The organism is Hydrogenophaga sp. T66 (assembly GCF_057219855.1).
The window spans coordinates 1902017-1918791 of record NZ_JBXVVX010000001.1; the positions used below are offsets into that span (position 1 = coordinate 1902017).

Here is a 16775-nt window from a genome sequence, read left to right on the forward strand (position 1 = left end):
ACCCGCCCTGCCCCCACGCATCCCCTACACTTCGCGGCTCACCGGCGCCCCGCCCGGCGCGGCCTTACCATGACCCCGCCCCACCCCACCTCGACCGAGCGAGCACCCGAGCCCGCGGCCCTCGACCGGCACACCCCCATGATGCAGCAGTACCTGGCCATCAAGGCCGGGTACCCGGACACGCTGGTGTTCTACCGCATGGGCGATTTCTACGAGCTGTTCTGGGCGGACGCGGAAAAAGCCGCGCGGCTGCTCGACATCACGCTCACCCAGCGGGGGCAATCCGCCGGTCAGCCGGTGGTGATGGCTGGCGTGCCGTTCCACTCGGTCGACACCTACCTCGCCCGCCTGATCCGGCTGGGTGAATCGGTGGCCATCTGCGAGCAGGTCGGTGACGTGGCGACGGCCAAGGGACCGGTCGAGCGGCAGGTGGTGCGGGTGGTGACACCCGGCACGCTGACCGACGCGGAACTGCTGCCCGAAAAATCCGAAGCCGTGCTGATGGCGGTGCACGCCGGTGCACGCACCGGCTGCGGCCTGGCCTGGCTCTCGGTCACGCAGGGCATCGTGCACCTCGCCCAGTGCGCGACCGACGAACTGGCCGACTGGGTGGCCCGCATCGGCCCCGGCGAGCTGCTCTACAGCGCCGAGGTGTCCCCGGCCTTCGAGCGCACCGTGCAGCAGCTGGCGGGCCAGCCGCTGGCCGGCGGCGGGCGGCTGGTGGCCGTGGTGCGGCCGGCCTGGACCTTCGACGCCGCGCTGGGCGAGCGCAAGCTGCTGGAGCAGCTGCAGGCCGCCAGCCTCGCGGCCTGGGACGCCCACGCGCTGACCGATGCGCACGCCGCCGCCGCGGCCCTGCTGGCCCACGCCGAACACACCCAGGGCCGGGCGCTGACCCATGTGCGCAGCCTGAGCGTGGCGCGCCGCGATGACCGCATCGACCTGCCGCTGAACACGCGCCGCAACCTCGAACTGGTGCAGACCCTGCGCGGCGAGGCCAGCCCGACCTTGTTCAGCCTGCTCGACACCTGCTGCACCGGCATGGGCAGCCGCACGCTGCGCCAGTGGCTGCTGGAGCCGCGGCGCGACCGCAGCGAAGCGCGCGCCCGGCTGGAGGCCATCGCCGTCCTGCGCGACGGGGCGTGGGCCGGCGTGCGCGAATCGCTCAAGGGCGCCAGCGACGTCGAACGCATCACCGCGCGGCTCGCGCTGCGCCAGGTCAAGCCGCGCGAGCTGGTCGGACTCGGGCAGACGCTGCACCGCGCCGAAGCCCTGGCCGCACGGCTCGCGCCGCTGGCCGGGCGCGCGCCGTTACTGGACGCGCTGAGTGCGGCGCTCGTGCCGCCGCCGGCGCTGGCCGACATGCTCGCGCGCGCGCTGCTGCCCGAGCCCGCGGCGCTGGTGCGCGACGGCGGTGTCATCAACCACGGCTTCGACACCGAACTCGACGAACTGCGCGCCATCCAGACCCATTGCGACGATTTCCTGCTCGACCTGGAAACCCGCGAGCGGGCCCGCACCGGCATCGGCAACCTGCGCGTGCAGTTCAACAAGGTCCACGGCTTCTACATCGAGGTCACCCAAGGCCAGCTGGACCGGGTGCCAGAGGACTACCGCCGCCGGCAAACCCTGAAGAACGCCGAGCGCTTCATCACACCCGAACTCAAGGCCTTCGAGGACAAGGCCCTGTCCGCGCAGGAGCGCGCGCTGGCGCGCGAGAAGTGGCTGTACGAGCAGCTCCTCGACAGACTGCAGGCCCATGTGCCGGCGCTGACCGCCCTCGCCCGCGCGATGGCCGCGCTGGACGCGCTGGGCGCGCTCACCGAACGTGCCCTGACGCTGGGCTGGACCGCTCCCCACTTCGTGCCCGAGCCCTGCATCGACATCCGCGGCGGCCGCCACCCGGTGGTCGAGGCGCGGCTGAACGAAACCAGCAGCGGGGCCTTCATCGCCAACGACACCGTGCTCGGCCCCAAGGCCCGCATGCAGGTGATCACCGGGCCCAACATGGGCGGCAAGAGCACCTACATGCGGCAGGTGGCGATCATCGTGCTGCTGGCCAGCATCGGCAGCTGCGTGCCGGCGCAAGCCTGCCGCCTGGGGCCGATCGACGCCATCCACACCCGCATCGGCGCGGCCGACGACCTGGCCAACGCCCAGTCGACCTTCATGGTCGAGATGACCGAAGCGGCGCAGATCCTGCACGCGGCGACGCCGGCCAGCCTCGTGCTCATGGACGAAATCGGCCGCGGCACCTCCACCTTCGACGGTCTGGCGCTGGCCGCCGGCATCGCCGCGCACCTGCACGACAAGTCGCGCTGCTTCTGCCTGTTCGCCACCCACTATTTCGAACTCACCGCCTTCCCGGCGGACCACCACGGCGCGGTCAACATGCACGTGAGCGCGGCCGAAGGCGGCAAAGCCGGCATCGTGTTCCTGCACCGGCTGGAGCCCGGACCGGCCAGCCGCAGCTACGGCCTGCAGGTGGCGCGGCTGGCGGGCGTGCCGTCCGGTGTGGTGCAGCAGGCGCGCCACACGCTGGCGGCGCTGGAAGCCCAGAGCCAGGCGCAGCACACGCAGGTCGACCTGTTCGCCCCGCCGCCGCCCGCGCCCGCCGCGGAGCCCAGCGCGCTGGAGCAGGCGCTGGCCGCCATCGACCCCGACACCCTCACCCCGCGCGACGCGCTCGACCGGCTGTACCAGCTCAAAAAGCTGGCGGCCGGCTGATCTCCCACCCCCTCACACCCCACACCACCATGACCTACTGCGTCGCCGTCAAACTCAACGCCGGAATGGTGTTCCTTTCCGACTCGCGCACCAACGCCGGGCTCGACCAGATCAGCACCTTCCGCAAGATGATCGTCTACGAGAAGCCGGGCGAGCGCTTCATGTGCCTGCTGTCGGCCGGCAACCTGAGCATCTCCCAGTCGGTGCGGGAAATCCTGCAGGTCGAGCAACTCGACGACCACGAGGGCGGCGAGCCGATCACCATCTGGAACGCACGCAGCATGTTCGACGCCGCGCGCGTGCTCGGGGCCGCGGTGCGCCACGTGTACGAGCGCGACGGCGAATCGCTCAAGCGCGCCGGGGTCGACTTCAACGTCTCCATGATCTTCGGCGGCCAGATTGGTGGCGAGGGCATGCGCCTGTTTCAGGTCTATTCGGCCGGCAACTTCATCGAGGCCACATCCGAGACGCCGTTCTTCCAGATCGGGGAGTCCAAGTACGGCAAGCCGGTGCTCGACCGTGTGATCACGCCCGACACGCCGCTGGACGAAGCGGCCAAGTGCGCGCTGGTGTCCATGGATTCCACGCTCAAGTCCAACCTCTCGGTCGGTCTCCCGCTGGACCTCGCGGTGTACGAAGCCGGCGCCCTGCGCTGCGACCGCATCACCTGCATCGACGACAACAACCCCTACTTCCGCATGGTGCGCAACACCTGGGGCCAGAAGCTGCGCGAGGTGTTCGACAGCATCGAACACCCCACCTGGGACGGCAGCCCGACCGATGTCCCGCTGCTCGGCGTGGCCAGCCGAAGCCAGCCGCTGAAAAAGATCACCAACGCGCGCGAGAAGCTCATCTGAGCCGCGCCCCCGTCCGACCCGTGATCGTTTTTTCCCACGCCAACAGCTTTCCCGCCGGGACCTACCAGGCGATGTTCCGCTCGCTGCGTGCGCGCGGCCACACCGTGCGGGCGGTCGAGCGGTTCGGCCACGACCCGCGATACCCCGTCACCAGCAACTGGCCCCACCTCGTGCAGCAGCTGGCCGATTTCGCCGCGCCGCTGATCGCCGAGGCGGGCGAACCGGCCTGGCTGGTGGGCCATTCGCTGGGCGGGTTTCTGAGCCTGATGTGTGCAGCGCGCCACCCCGGGCTGGGCGGCCACGGCGTGCGCGGCGTGGTGTTGATCGACTCGCCGGTGCTGGGCGGCTGGCGCGCGCGCACGCTGGAGCTGATCAAGCGCACGCAGCTGGTGGGCTCGGTGTCGCCCGGCCGGGTCAGCCGCCGGCGGCGCGACCGCTGGGCCAGTGCGGACGAGGCGCTGGCCCATTTCCAGCATAAACGCGCCTTCGCGCGCTGGGACCCGCAGTGCCTGGCCGACTACATCGCCCACGGCACCCACGACGCCGAAACCCCGCAGGGCCGCCAGCGGCTGCTCACCTTTTCGCGCGACGTGGAAACCGCCATCTACAACACCCTGCCCCACAACCTCGACCGCCTGCTGCGACGCCATCCGCTGCGCTGTCCGGTGGGCTTCATCGGCGGCACCCAGTCGCAGGAAATGCGGCAGGTCGGCATGGCGATGACCCACCGGCTGGTCGGACGCGAGCACCCCGAGCGCCTGGTCATGATCGAGGGCAGCCACCTGTTCCCGATGGAACGCCCCCACGAAACGGCCGGCGCCCTCGACGGGCTGCTGCGCGCCCTCGCCGCCTGAGGGCGATTCCCCACCTGCGGTCCCGGGCACACCCGGGACCCGGGGGTGGGGGAGTATGCTGCCGCATCACCCATGTCCGACTCAGCCTCCGCCCGATCACGCCTTCCCTGGCGCCAGGCCCTGACCCGGCTGGGCGAGCTGCTGCTGCGCTGGGACCCGGTGCGCCACCCGCTCTGGGTGCGGCTGTTGGTGGCCGTGGGCCTGACGCTGCTGGCCGTGTGGCTGCGCGTGCTGATCGCACCGCCCACCACCGGCGGGCGCTTCATCACCCTCGGTCTGGCCGCTGCGCTGTCGGCGCTGTACGGCGGCTTCCGGGCCGGCGTGCTGAGCACGTTCCTCGGCGTGATCATCGTCAACTTCCTGCTGGTGCAGCCGTTCTTTGCGCCCGCCATCAACAACCCGGTCGCGGCCCTGTGGCTGAACCTGTGGCACGTGATCACGCAGCTGGTGGTCGTGGGCGCCATTGCGCTGCTGCAGCGGCAGCACCGCAGCCTGCGCCTGGCGCAAGCGCGCATTCAGCGCAGCGACCGCCAGCTGCTCGACACCTTCGAACACAGCGGCGCCGGCATGGCCCACACCCAGCTCGACGGACGCTGGATCCGCGTCAACCGAGCCTACGCCGCCATCATCGGCCACACGCCGGACGAGCTGATGGGCGGCCTGACCTACCGCGACTTCACCCACCCGGATGACCTGCCACTCGACGAAGACCAGCTGCGCCGCGCGCTGGCCGGCGAGATCGACCACTACGCGATGGAGAAGCGCTACCTGCACAAGGCCGGCCATACCGTGTGGGTGCAGGTGACGGTGGCGCTGATCCGCGACGCGGCCGGCGCGCCGGACTACCTGATCGCGGTGGTGCAGGACATCAGCGCCCGCAAGACCACCGAACAGCGCCTGCTCGACACCGAACGCCTGCTCAACCAGGCGCACCAGCTCGCCGGCCTCTCCAGCTGGCAAGCCGATCTCAAGGCGCTGCGCTTCATGACCCTGTCGGGCTCGCACCGCGTGCTGGGCTTGCCCAGGGACGACATGAGTGCCGACGAGATGACCGCCCTCACCCACCCCGACGACCGCGCCCGGGTCGAGGCGGCCTGGATCGATTCGATCAAGCGCAACACGCCCTACAACATCGACTACCGCATGAACATCGGCGGCGAGATGCGCTGGGTGTCGGTGCGCGCCGAGTTCGAGCGCGACGCCCGCGGCCACGCGTTGCGCGCCATCGGCGTGACCCACGACATCACCGCCCGCAAGCAGGGCGAACTCCAGATCCGGCAGCTCAACGCCTCGCTGGAGCAGCGCATCGCCGAGCGCACGCAAGCGCTGCGCGACGCCTACGCCGAGCTCGAAAGCTACTCCTACGCCGTGGCCCACGACCTGCGCTCCCCGCTGCGCATCATCAATGGCTTCGCGGCCGCCCTGCGCGAAGACAACCCGGGGCTGGACGCGGCCAGCGACGCGCACCTGCAGCGCATCATGGACGCCAGCAGCAAGATGGGCGCCCTGATCGATGGCCTCCTGCACCTCTCCCAGTTTTCCCACGGCGATGTCGCCCGCGAACCCGTGGACCTGAGCGCGGTGGCCACGCGCCTGCTGCGCGAGCTGGCCGCGGCCGAGCCCCAGCGGCGGGTGGCGTGGAGCGTGCAGCCGGGGCTGACGGCGCTGGCCGATCCGGCCCTGGTCGAGGCCCTGCTGCAGAACCTGCTGCACAACGCGTGGAAGTACACCGCCCAGCGCGACGAGGCCCACATCCGCGTGGGCCAGCGCGAAAACGGCGGACGGCGGGAATTCGTGGTGAGCGACGACGGCGCGGGCTTTGACATGACCCGCGCGGCCAAGCTGTTTCAGCCCTTCCAGCGGCTGCACCGCCCGGGCGAGTTCGCCGGGCTGGGTATCGGCCTGGCCACGGTGCGCCGCATCGTGCAGCGCCACGGTGGCGAGATCCACGCCGAGGCCGCCCCCGGGCAGGGCGCGACCTTCCGTTTCACCCTGCAACCCGCCGGCTGACAGGCCACGGGCCGGCGGCGACCCGGCGATGGGTCCCCGGTCAGGGCGTCCAGTCGATCCAGCCCAGGCCGGCGGTCAGCAGGATCAGCCCGCCAAACACGATGCGGTACCAGGCGAACGGCACAAACGTGTGGGTGCTGACGAAACGCAGCAGCCAGCGCACGCACACCCAGGCCGACAGCCAGGCGGTGATCAGGCCCACCGCGAAGAAGGGGATGTCGGCGACCTCCAGCAGATGGCGGTGCTTGTAGAGGTCGTACACCGCCGCGCCCACCAGCACCGGGATGGCGAGGAAGAAGCTGTATTCGGTGGCCGCCCGCCGGCTGAAGCCCAGCAGCATCGCGCCGATGATCGTGGCCCCGGAGCGGCTCACGCCGGGGATCAGCGCGATGCACTGCACCAGGCCGACCTTCAGCGCGTCGGTCCAGCGCATGTCGTCCACGCTGTCGATGCGGGGCGGGATGCCGCGCTTTTGCAGCGCCTCGGCCCACAGGATCACGAGGCCGCCGACGATGAAGCTCGTGGCCACCACGATCGGGTTGAACAGCACGCCCTTGATCACGCCGATGAACAGGAAACCCAGAAAGGCCGCCGGAAAGAAGCCGATCAGCACGTTCGTGGCGAAGCGCTGCGCCACCCGCTCGCGCGGCAGGCCGACCAGCGTGGACCACAGCTTCTCCAGGTAGAAGGAGATGATGGCCATGATCGCGCCGGTCTGGATCACGACCTCGAAGACCTTGATCTTCTCGCCCGAGAGGTTGAGCAGGGCGGCGGCGAGGATGAGGTGGCCGGTGGAGGACACCGGCAGGAATTCGGTCAGGCCCTCGACCACGCCCATCACGGCGGCCTTGAGCAACAGCAGGAGATCCATGGGATGACTGGTTGGTGCGGACGCCGGATCGTACCCGCCCGCGGGCGGCTTATTCGTGGCGCAAGGCCTGGATCGGCAGCAGCCCGGCCGCGCGTTGCGCCGGGTACCAGCCAAAGAACACGCCGACCAGCGCCGCAAAACCGGCGGCCAGCAGCACCGCGTTGGCGCTCATGTACACCTGCCAGCCCGAGAAAAACGCCATGGCGGCCGTGGCGCCAGCGCCCAAGGCGATGCCGATCGCCCCACCGATCAGGCTGAGCGTGACGGCCTCGATGAGGAACTGCGCCCGGATGTCGCGGCCGCGGGCCCCCACCGCCATGCGCAGCCCGATCTCGCGGGTGCGCTCGGTCACGCTGACCAGCATGATGTTCATGATCCCGATGCCACCCACCAACAGGCTCACGCCGGCCACTGCCGCCAGCAGCAGCGTCATCGCCCGGCTGGCCGCTTCCTGCGCCTGCAGGATCTCCGACAGGTTGTTCACCGAGAAGGTGTCGTCGCCGTCGTCGGACACGCGCAGGCGCTGACGCAACAGGTCTTTGACGCTCTGTTCGACCGCCTTCATGTCCTGGCCCTCGCGCACCTTGACGTGGATGCTCCAGATGCGCCGCACGTTGCCGCCCGCGTTCCAGATGCGGTTGCGGAAGGTGGACATCGGCATGATGACGATGTCGTCCTGGTCCTGGCCAGACGCATTCTGCCCCTTGCGCGCCAGCACGCCGATCACCTTGAACGGCACGCCACGCACCCGGATGACCTGATCGATCGGGTCCTGGTCGCCGAACAGTTCCCGGGCCACGGTCTGCCCCAGCCACACCACCTTGGCCGAGCCGCTCTGCTCGGCCGGCTCGAACAGCCGTCCGCTGGCCAGCGACCACTCGCGCACCTCCAGGAAGTCGTTGGTGGTGCCAAAAATCGCGGTGTTCCAGTTGGCGTTCTGGGCCACGGCCTGCGCCATGGTGCGCGAGCCGGGCGCGGTCGCCTGCACCTCGGGAATCTCCAGCGCGATGGCCTCGGCGTCCTCCTCGGTGAAGCGGCTGCGCGTCTGCGCGCCCTGACGCACCCCGGCCGACGACAGGCTGCCCGGCATCACCAGCATCACGTTGGAGCCGAGCGACTTCATCTGCTCCTGCACGCGCTGGGTCGCGCCGCTGCCCACCGCAATCATGGTGATCACCGCGGCCACGCCGATGATGATGCCCAGCATGGTGAGCGCCGAGCGCAGCGCGTTGGCCTTGAGCCCGCGCCACGCGCTGCGGATGGCGGTGAGCGTGTTCACGCGCCGGCCTCCGCGACCACCGGCCGCCGCGGCGTCTGCGCGCGGTCTTCCGTCAGGCGTCCGTCGCGGAACACCAGCCGGCGCTGCGCCCAATCGGCGATGTCGTTCTCGTGGGTGACCATCACGATGGTGATGCCCTGCGCGTTGAGTTCGGCCAGCAGCCGCATGATGTCCTCGCTGGTGCGGGTGTCGAGCGCGCCCGTGGGCTCGTCGGCCAGGATCAGGGAAGGCCGGTTGACCAGCGCCCGCGCGATGGCCACGCGCTGCTGCTGGCCCCCGGAGAGCTGGGCCGGCGTGTGGTGGGCGCGGTCCGCCAACCCCACACGGGTCAGGGCCTCGGCGGCCCGCTCGCGGCGCTCAGGAGCGGCCACGCCGGCGTACACCAGCGGCAGCTCCACGTTTTCCAGCGCGCTGGTGCGCGGCAGCAGGTTGAACTGCTGGAACACAAAGCCCAGCCGGCGGTTGCGCACCTGCGCCAGCGCATCCGGCGCCAGCGAGTCCACGGCTTCGCCGGCGAGCCGGTACTGCCCGGTGTCGGGCCGGTCGAGGCAACCCAGCACGTTGAGCAGCGTGCTCTTGCCCGAGCCCGAGGCGCCCATGATCGCCACAAACGAGCCAGCCTCGATGTCCAGCGTCACGCCGTCGAGCGCCCGCACGGCCGAGTCGCCGCTGCCGTAGGTCTTGTGCAGGTCGCGGACCTCGATCAGCGCCACGGCGGCTCCCTCAAAACGGCAGGCGCGGGGCCGCGCCGGCGCGCGCGCGGGCGGCGGCCGATGGCCCGGCGGACGGCGCGCCGGTCACGATGCGGGCCCCTTCGACCACGCGGTCCGCGCCCGGGGCGTCGGGCTTCGGCGTGACCTCGGTGAAGCTGCCGTCGCTCACGCCCGGCGTCACGGCCACCGCCAGCGGCTGGTCCTGGTCGTCCAGCACGTACAGCCGCGACCCGCGCGGTGCGCTGCCCCGCGCAGCGCCGGCCACAGGCATGGCGCCGGGCTCGCTGGCGTCGGGCAGGCGCACGCGCAGGGCCGCGTTCGGCACCTTCAGCACGTTGTCGCGCGACTCGGTGACGATGCGCACATTGGCCGTCATGCCCGGCAGCAGGCGGCTGTTGGTGTTGGCGAAGCTCACCACCGCCACGTAGGTGACGACGTTCGACACGTTGGTCGCCGCCTTGCGCACCTGCTTGACCTCGCCGTCGAAGCTGCGGCCGGGGAACGCGTCCACGGTGAAGCTCACCTTCTGGCCGGGCCGGATGCGGCCGACGTCGGCCTCGTCGATGCTGGCGTCCACCTGCATGTCCGACAGATTCTGGGCAATCACAAACAGTTCCGGCGCCTGCAGGCTGGCCGCCACGGTCTGGCCGCGCTCGATGGTGCGCTTGATGACGATGCCGTCCACCGGGGACGTGATGCGGGTGCGCGAGAGATCGACCCGCGCCTGCGCCACCGCCGCCTCGCGCTGCTTGACGTTGGCCTGCGCGCTGCGGATCTGCGCCTCGCTCACGCCCTGCAGCGCCTGCACCGCCTTGAGGCCTTCTTCGGATGCGGCCAGGGCCGCGCGGGTGCGGTCGGCCTCGCTCTGGGCGATGAATCCCTGCGCCACCAGGCTGAGGTTGCGCTCGTGCGCCCGGCGGGCCTCGGCCAGCTCGGTCTGCGCGCGCGACACATTGGCCCGCGCCGAGGCGGCGTTGGCCTGCGCGATCGCCACCGCGGCCTGGGCCGCGTCCAGATCGGCCGAGGCCGAGCGCAACCGGTATTCAAAGGTCTGGGCGTCGATCTCGGCGATCAGCTGACCGGCCTTGACCTCGCTGTTGAAGTCCACATAGACCTCACGCACCTGGCCCGAAATCTGGCTGCCCACCGACACCTGCTTGACCGGGTTGACCGCGCCCGTGGCCGACACCGTGGCCTGCAGCTTGCCGCGTTCGATCGTGCCGGTGCGCAGCGCCGCGGCAGCGCCCGCCTCGCGCTGGCTGAACCACCAGCCGCCCGCTGCCGCCGCGGCCAGCACCGCCACCAGCAGCGCCCATCGTGTTGTCGTCATGGCGCGGATTGTAGGAACGGGGGGTGTCGCCTTCGTGGCGCCGGGGTATCGGGCCGGTATCCGGCCGGCGAGGGGGCGGTGTCTGGCCGGTGAAGCGGCCACCGGACCGGCGCGTTTCGCGCCGTCCGGGCCGCGTTTCGCGGCGCGTGGGCGCCGATCCGTCGCACGGGCCTGGCCTGCGCCCGGGCGGCGCATCACAGTGCGGCCACGCCCCACCCGGAGACCCGCCATGAGCTTCACCCCCGTCATCGCCATCCACACCGCCGCCGCCCTGGGCGCCGTCATCGTCGGCCCCGTGGCGCTCTGGGCCCGCCGCCGTGGCGCCGCCCGCACCCGCTTGCACCGCGCCGCCGGCTACGCCTGGGTCACGCTCATGCTGGCCACCGCGGTCTCCGCCCTGTTCATCCGCAGCAGCAACCTGCCCAACCTCGCCGGCTTCAGCCCCATCCACCTGCTGATTCCCGTGGTGCTGGGCAGCCTGGTCGTGGCTTTTCTGGCGCTGGCTCGCGGCGAGTTCACCACCCACCGCTACACCATGGTGTCCCTCTACGTGAGCGCCTGCCTGATCGCCGGGGGCTTCACGCTGATGCCCCAGCGGCTGCTCGGTCAACTGGTCTGGGGCCAGTGGCTCGGGCTGGCCTGATCCGTGTCCACCGCTCGCCCCTGTCCACCTGTTTCGAGCCATCGCCATGTCGTTTGATCACCCCACACCCCGCCCCGCCCGTCCCGCCCCGATCGAGGCGGCCCTGCCACCCGCGCTGGAGCGGCAGGCCCGGCGCCGCGCCGGCCTGCACCTGGGCTGGCTGGCCCACGCCGCCGTGTTTGCGCTCGTCAACGCCGGCTTGTGGCTCGCCGGTCACCGCGCGGGCTGGCTCGGTCTGCCCACCGGCGGCTGGGTAATCGGCCTGTTGGCCCACGGGGCGGTCGTGGCACTGGCCCCGGCGGGCGACGGCCTGTTCCAGCGCCTGCTCGAGGCCGAACGCCGCCGGCTGCGCGAGCGGTGAGGGCGCCAGCGCCGGTGAGCCGCCGCAGCCCGCCGGCAGCGGCGTGCCAGAATCGTTCGTCCTTCCTCGCTCTCCTCCATTCGGTGGTTCGCCCATGACGCATTCGACGGGTCCGACGTGGCTGAGCTGGCTGCCCGCCGACAGCCGCGCCGGCGTGCAGCGCCGGGCGCTGATCGTGTGGGGGGTGGCTGCGGTGATCGCCGGGCTGCAGTACCTGCTGAGCCCCACGGCACACGGCCTGGGCGCCTCGCTCGTCTACAGCTACGCCATCAGCACCTGCATCTGGGCGCTGACCGACCCGGTGCGCATCGCGCTGCGCGGCTGGCTGCGCGCCGACGGCCCGTATTACTGGACCTTCAACGGCCGCTCGGTGGCCTACCTCGCCCTGGCCGTGGGGGTGGGCTACGCGGCCGGTGCCGCGGTGGGCGACGCCTACAGCGGGCGCTCGACCTGGGCCCTGTTGCTGAGTTCGCCCCAGCGCTTCTGGGCCTTCCTGCTGTGGTCGGTGGGCATCAGCGCGGGCTTCCTGTTTTTCTTTTACCACCGGGAGAAGGCGCAGGCGCTGGAGCGGCTGGCCACCGAAACCCGCCTGAAGCTGCTGGAAAGCCAGCTGGAGCCGCACATGCTGTTCAACACACTGGCCAACCTGCGGGCGCTGATCCCGCGCGAGCCCGACCGGGCGGTGGCCATGGTGGACCGGCTCAACGACTACCTGCGCGCCACGCTGCGCGCCTCGCGCAGCGACGACCAGACGCCCCACACGCTGGCGCTGGAGTTTCAGCGGCTGCGCGACTACCTTGAACTCATGGCGGTGCGCATGGGCCCGCGGCTGCGCGCGCGGCTGGAGCTGCCGCCCGCGCTCGCCCCGCATCCGGTCCCGCCGCTGCTGCTGCAGCCGCTGGTGGAAAACGCCCTGCGCCACGGCCTGGAGCCCAGCGTGGACGGCGGCGAGATCGTGGTCAGCGCGTGGGCGGAAGGTGATGTGCTGCACCTGCGCGTGGAAGACACCGGGCTGGGCTGCGACGGCCCGCCGCCCGCCGGGTTTGGCCTCAGCCAGGTGCGCGAGCGCCTGCAGACCGCCTTTGGCGAGCGCGGCCGTGTCGACTGGGCCAGCGCGGCCGGACAAGGCACACGCATCACCCTCACCCTGCCCCTCCAGCCATGAAAGCCACCGCCCTGATCGCCGAGGACGAACCGCTGCTGGCCGCCGCGCTGCAGGCCGAGCTGGCGCGGGCCTGGCCGGCGCTGGAGATCGTTGCCGTCGTGGGCCACGGCGCGGCGGCGGTCACCCAGGCGCTGGCCCGACGGCCGCAGGTGCTGTTTCTCGACATCCGCATGCCCGGCCAGACCGGGCTGGACGCGGCGGCCGAGCTGGCCGACGACTGGCCGGGCGACACGCCGTTTCCGGCGATCGTGTTCGTCACCGCGTACGACCAGTACGCGGTGCAAGCCTTTGAAGCGCAGGCGGTCGACTACCTGCTCAAGCCGGTGCAGCCCGAGCGGCTGGCGCGCACGGTGCAGCGGCTGCAGGCGCTGCTGGCGCTGCGCGACGTGCCGCCCACCGCGTCGCTCGACGCCGCCGTCGCCCAGCTGCGCGGGCTGCTGGAGAACCCGGCTGCCCGCGGCACGGGCGCCTCGCCCGAACCGCCGCTGCGCTTCCTCACGGCCAGCGTGGGCGCCACCACCCACCTGGTGCCGGTGGACAGCGTGGTCTACCTGGAAGCGGCGGACAAGTACGTGCGGGTCGTCACCCACGAGGGCGAGTGGCTGGTGCGCACGCCGCTCAAGGACCTGCTGCCACGCCTGGACCCCACCACCTTCTGGCAAATCCACCGCGGCACCGCGGTACGCGCCTCGGCCATCGCCTCGGTCACGCGCCAGGAAAACGGCAAGCTCAGCCTGGCGTTGCGCGACCGCGCCGAGCGGCTGGCGGTGAGCCGGCTCCATGAGCACCTGTTCCGGGCGCTCTGAGGCCCGCGCCGGCCGAAAAAAAGCCGCCCGAAGGCGGCCTCGACAAAGTCCCTGAAGAAACCGGACGTCGGAAACGGTCAGTCGTCCCAGTCGTGGTCGTGGCGGTGGTGCTTGCGCCACTTGCGGTGGTGCTTGCGCTCCTTGTAGACGTACTGCGGCTGGCCCACGTAGTACACCGGCGCCGGATGCACCACCACCGGGCGCGGCACCACGACCACCGGCTGCGCGCCGTAGACCGGGTAGCCGTAGCTGGGATAGGCATAGCGCGGGTAACTCACGACCGGCGCCGCGTTGGCCACGCCCACGCTCACCCCGGGCGAATGCACGCCGATCGACCAATAGATGTTGTCGCGGGCCTGGGCCAGGCCCGCGGCGCCAGCGGCCAGCGCTGCCACCAGCGCGAGGCGGCCGTGGCGGGCGAGGTGGAAGGACGAAAACATGAACAGCTCCTTGAAACGCCCAACCGGACGTCGATGGCGCGATTACAGAACAATCCAGGGTCCAGCGCCGCACACGCCGCGTCAAATTCGTATCCAGGCGTAAACCATGGCCCACCCGCTGCTGCCTCCCGACCCGGCGCCCTCGGCGCTCCACCCCACCGCCCGGACCCTGCTCGACACCTGGTTCGGCGACGGCCTGCGGCTCGGCTGGCCCAGCGTCCCGCGGCGCGACCTCTGGTTCAACAGCACGCCCGCCCTGGACAACGCCCTGCGGGCCGACTTCGGCGCCGCGGTGGAGGCGGCCCTGGCGGGCGGCCTCACCGACTGGTCCGCCACGCCGGCCGGGCGGCTGGCCCGGGTGCTGCTGCTGGACCAGTTGCCCCGCAACCTGTTCCGCCGCACCGCCCGCGCCTTCGCCGGCGACGCCGCGGCACAGGCCGAAACCCGGGCGGCGCTGGCCGCCGGCGACGACCGCCGCCTCCCGCCGGTGGGGCGCGTCTTTCTCCTGATGCCGCTGATGCACGCCGAGGACCTGGGGCTGCAGGCGCTGGGCGTGCAGGCCTTCGAGGCGCTGGCGACCGAGGCGCCGCCGCCGGCACCGCCCGACGCGCTGGCCGACCACGCCCGCTTCGCCCGGCTGCACCACGACATCGTGGCCCGCTTCGGCCGCTTCCCCCACCGCAACGCGGTGCTGGGTCGACCGGACACGCCTGCGGAGGCGGATTTCCTGCGCGACGGGCCGCGGTTCGGGCAGTGAGGGCCGGTCGGCGGCGGCTGTCTGCGGCTGACCGGCGGCTGAGGTACCGCTGAGGGGCGGCGGACGGGCGGTTGAGCGGCGACCGGACGGCCTGTCACGCCGCCGTCACGCGCCCGCCATCGCGGCGTCACGGCGACCGGCGACAACCCGGGGGTTGTTTCACATACCCCACCCCCCATGCGCCTCGCCCTCACCCTGCTCACGTCCCTGACCCTGCTCGCCGCCTGCGGCGGCGGTGGCGACGCCGCGGCGCCCGCCGCACCCGCCGCCACCACGCCCACCGGCCTGACCCTCGCCAAGATCGGCGGCTATGCCCACGCCGGCGGCACCTCCTCCGCCGAGATCCCCGCCTACGACCCGATCAGCCGCCGGCTCTTCGTGGTCAACGGCGCCAACGCCTCGGTCGACGTGCTGAGCCTGGCCAACCCGGCCAGCCCCGTGTTCATCACAACCATCACCGCCGCCAGCCTGGGCGCCAACCTCGGCGCAGTCAACAGCGTGGCCGTGTACAACGGCATCGTCGCGCTGGCGGTGGAAGCCGCCCCGAAGACCGACCCCGGCCTGGTGGCCTGGGTGCGCGCCAGCGACCTGGCCGTGCTGCACACCGACACCGTGGGCGCGCTGCCCGACATGCTCACCTTCACGCCCGACGGCAGCCACCTGCTGGTGGCCAACGAGGGCGAGCCCAGCAGCTACACCACGCCCTCCCTGGCGACCGACCCGGTCGGTTCGGTCAGCGTGATCGCGGTCAGCGGCCTCAGCCCCACCGCCACCAGCCTCACCCGCACCGTGCGCACCGCCGGCTTCGCCGCCTACGACGGCCAGCAGGCCGTGCTGCAGGCCGCGGGCGTGCGCATCTACGGCCCGGGCGCGAGCGTGTCGCAAGACCTCGAGCCCGAATACATCACCGTCAGCGCCGACAGCCGCACCGCCTATGTGGTGCTGCAGGAGAACAACGCCGTGGCCACGGTGGACATCGCCAACGCCAGCGTCACCGCCATCCGCTCCCTCGGCACCAAGGACCACAGCCTCGCCGGCATGGGCATGGACGTGAGCGACGAAGACGGCGGCCTGAACACCAACACCGGCACGCCCGCCGTGCGCATCCAGACGGTGCCGGTCAAAGGCCTGTACCTGCCCGACGCCATCGCCAGCTACGCCGTGGGCGGCCAGACCTACCTGATCACCGCCAACGAGGGCGACGCCCGCGCCGACTGGCCGGGCTTCAACGAGGAGGTGCGCGTGCGCGCCCACTGCCCGCTGGGCCTGGACCCGACCGTGTTCACCGACGCGGCCAACCAGGTGCTCGACAGCAACCTCGGCCGCCTGCGCGTGACCACCGCGCCCAACGGCAACCTCACCGGCAAGAACGGCGCCGGCCTGTGCACCGAGCTCTACAGCTACGGCGCCCGCTCCTTCAGCGTCTGGCGCGCCGACACGCTGGCCCGGGTGTACGACTCGGGCGACGACTTCGAGCGCCGCACCACCGCCCTGCCCAACGCGAATTTCAACGCCAGCAACGACAACGACACGCTCGACAGCCGCAGCCCCAGCAAAGGCCCGGAGCCCGAGGGCGTGGTGGTCGCCAGCTTCGGCGCCAAGACCTTCGCCTTCATCGGCCTGGAGCGCGTGGGCGGCATCATGGTGTACGACGTGACCAACCCGGCCGCGCCGACCTTCGTGACCTACTTCAACCCGCGCGTCAGCGGCGTGCTGGACAACACCAGCGACCGCGGCCCCGAAGGCCTGGCCTTCATTCCGGCCAGCGCCTCGCCCAACGGCCGCCCGCTGCTGATCGTGGGCAACGAAACCAGCGGCACCACGGCGGTGCTGCAAATCAACCTGAGCTTCTGACCGGGCTCACACCGCGCCACGGCCGGGCCGGGTAGCGGCGCCGGCCGGCATCGGGCCGGGTCCGGGCGTCGCCCCGGTACCCGGCCCACCAGTTCTTGGGCCTGTTCA

General features: G+C 71.6%; 15 protein-coding genes. 10 read left to right on the top strand and 5 right to left on the bottom strand.

The features are described from left to right. The first annotated feature begins 69 nt into the window (after positions 1–69). The 4 genes from mutS (at position 70) to AC2D80_RS08760 (ending at position 6448) form a co-directional block, all read left to right on the top strand. Positions 70–2727, top strand: coding sequence for a DNA mismatch repair protein MutS (gene mutS / locus AC2D80_RS08745; RefSeq protein WP_484632578.1), 2658 nt, complete (start codon positions 70–72; stop codon positions 2725–2727). 29 nt (positions 2728–2756) lie between these two features. Continuing rightward, positions 2757–3584, top strand: coding sequence for a proteasome-type protease (locus AC2D80_RS08750; protein ID WP_484632579.1), 828 nt, complete (start codon positions 2757–2759; stop codon positions 3582–3584). A gap of 20 nt (positions 3585–3604) precedes the next feature. Continuing rightward, positions 3605–4438 carry an alpha/beta fold hydrolase gene (locus tag AC2D80_RS08755; RefSeq protein ID WP_484632580.1) on the top strand — a complete coding sequence of 278 codons (834 nt, stop codon included), beginning with the start codon at positions 3605–3607 and terminating at the stop codon, positions 4436–4438. A gap of 72 nt (positions 4439–4510) precedes the next feature. Then, on the top strand, positions 4511–6448 hold the full coding sequence (locus AC2D80_RS08760) for a PAS domain S-box protein (RefSeq protein WP_484632581.1): 1938 nt from the start codon (positions 4511–4513) through the stop codon (positions 6446–6448). Positions 6449–6488: 40 nt separating this feature from the next. Here the strand turns inward: AC2D80_RS08760 and AC2D80_RS08765 are convergent, their stop codons facing one another. The 4 genes from AC2D80_RS08765 to AC2D80_RS08780 are packed head-to-tail and all read right to left on the bottom strand — an operon-like array spanning position 6489 to position 10641. Continuing rightward, entirely contained in the window at positions 6489–7319 is an 831-nt protein-coding gene (locus AC2D80_RS08765; protein ID WP_484632582.1) for an undecaprenyl-diphosphate phosphatase, read from the bottom strand. Positions 7320–7368: 49 nt separating this feature from the next. Continuing rightward, positions 7369–8598, bottom strand: coding sequence for an ABC transporter permease (locus AC2D80_RS08770; protein ID WP_484632583.1), 1230 nt, complete (start codon positions 8596–8598; stop codon positions 7369–7371). Beyond that, the gene (locus AC2D80_RS08775; RefSeq protein ID WP_484632584.1) at positions 8595–9311 is read right to left on the bottom strand and encodes an ABC transporter ATP-binding protein; all 717 of its coding nucleotides are present in this window, start codon (positions 9309–9311) and stop codon (positions 8595–8597) included. Before AC2D80_RS08775 ends, AC2D80_RS08770 begins: the two co-directional genes overlap by 4 nt. A gap of 10 nt (positions 9312–9321) precedes the next feature. Then, positions 9322–10641 (bottom strand): efflux RND transporter periplasmic adaptor subunit, encoded by a 1320-nt coding sequence (locus AC2D80_RS08780; protein ID WP_484632585.1) that lies wholly within the window; start codon positions 10639–10641, stop codon positions 9322–9324. 229 nt (positions 10642–10870) lie between these two features. Between AC2D80_RS08780 and AC2D80_RS08785 the strand changes: the two genes are divergently transcribed. The 4 genes from AC2D80_RS08785 (at position 10871) to AC2D80_RS08800 (ending at position 13616) form a co-directional block, all read left to right on the top strand. Beyond that, positions 10871–11284 (top strand): DUF2306 domain-containing protein, encoded by a 414-nt coding sequence (locus AC2D80_RS08785; RefSeq protein WP_484632586.1) that lies wholly within the window; start codon positions 10871–10873, stop codon positions 11282–11284. A gap of 46 nt (positions 11285–11330) precedes the next feature. Then, positions 11331–11645, top strand: a complete 315-nt coding sequence (locus AC2D80_RS08790; protein ID WP_484632587.1) for a 2TM domain-containing protein — start codon at positions 11331–11333, stop codon at positions 11643–11645. Between the two features lie 94 nt (positions 11646–11739). Then, complete coding sequence (locus AC2D80_RS08795) at positions 11740–12810, top strand: sensor histidine kinase (protein WP_484632588.1); 1071 nt, start codon at positions 11740–11742, stop codon at positions 12808–12810. Then, positions 12807–13616 carry a LytR/AlgR family response regulator transcription factor gene (locus tag AC2D80_RS08800; RefSeq protein ID WP_484632589.1) on the top strand — a complete coding sequence of 270 codons (810 nt, stop codon included), beginning with the start codon at positions 12807–12809 and terminating at the stop codon, positions 13614–13616. Before AC2D80_RS08795 ends, AC2D80_RS08800 begins: the two co-directional genes overlap by 4 nt. Positions 13617–13693: 77 nt before the next feature. Here the strand turns inward: AC2D80_RS08800 and AC2D80_RS08805 are convergent, their stop codons facing one another. After that, on the bottom strand, positions 13694–14056 hold the full coding sequence (locus AC2D80_RS08805; protein WP_484632590.1) for a hypothetical protein: 363 nt from the start codon (positions 14054–14056) through the stop codon (positions 13694–13696). A gap of 106 nt (positions 14057–14162) precedes the next feature. On the opposite strand from AC2D80_RS08805, the gene AC2D80_RS08810 reads away from it, so the two are divergent. Together AC2D80_RS08810 and AC2D80_RS08815 are read left to right on the top strand one after the other, a co-directional pair. Continuing rightward, positions 14163–14813: a DUF924 family protein gene (locus tag AC2D80_RS08810; RefSeq protein ID WP_484632591.1), complete on the top strand. Its 651-nt coding sequence runs from the start codon at positions 14163–14165 to the stop codon at positions 14811–14813. Between the two features lie 177 nt (positions 14814–14990). After that, positions 14991–16667, top strand: a complete 1677-nt coding sequence (locus AC2D80_RS08815) for a choice-of-anchor I family protein (RefSeq protein WP_484632592.1) — start codon at positions 14991–14993, stop codon at positions 16665–16667. The last annotated feature ends 108 nt before the right edge of the window (positions 16668–16775 follow it).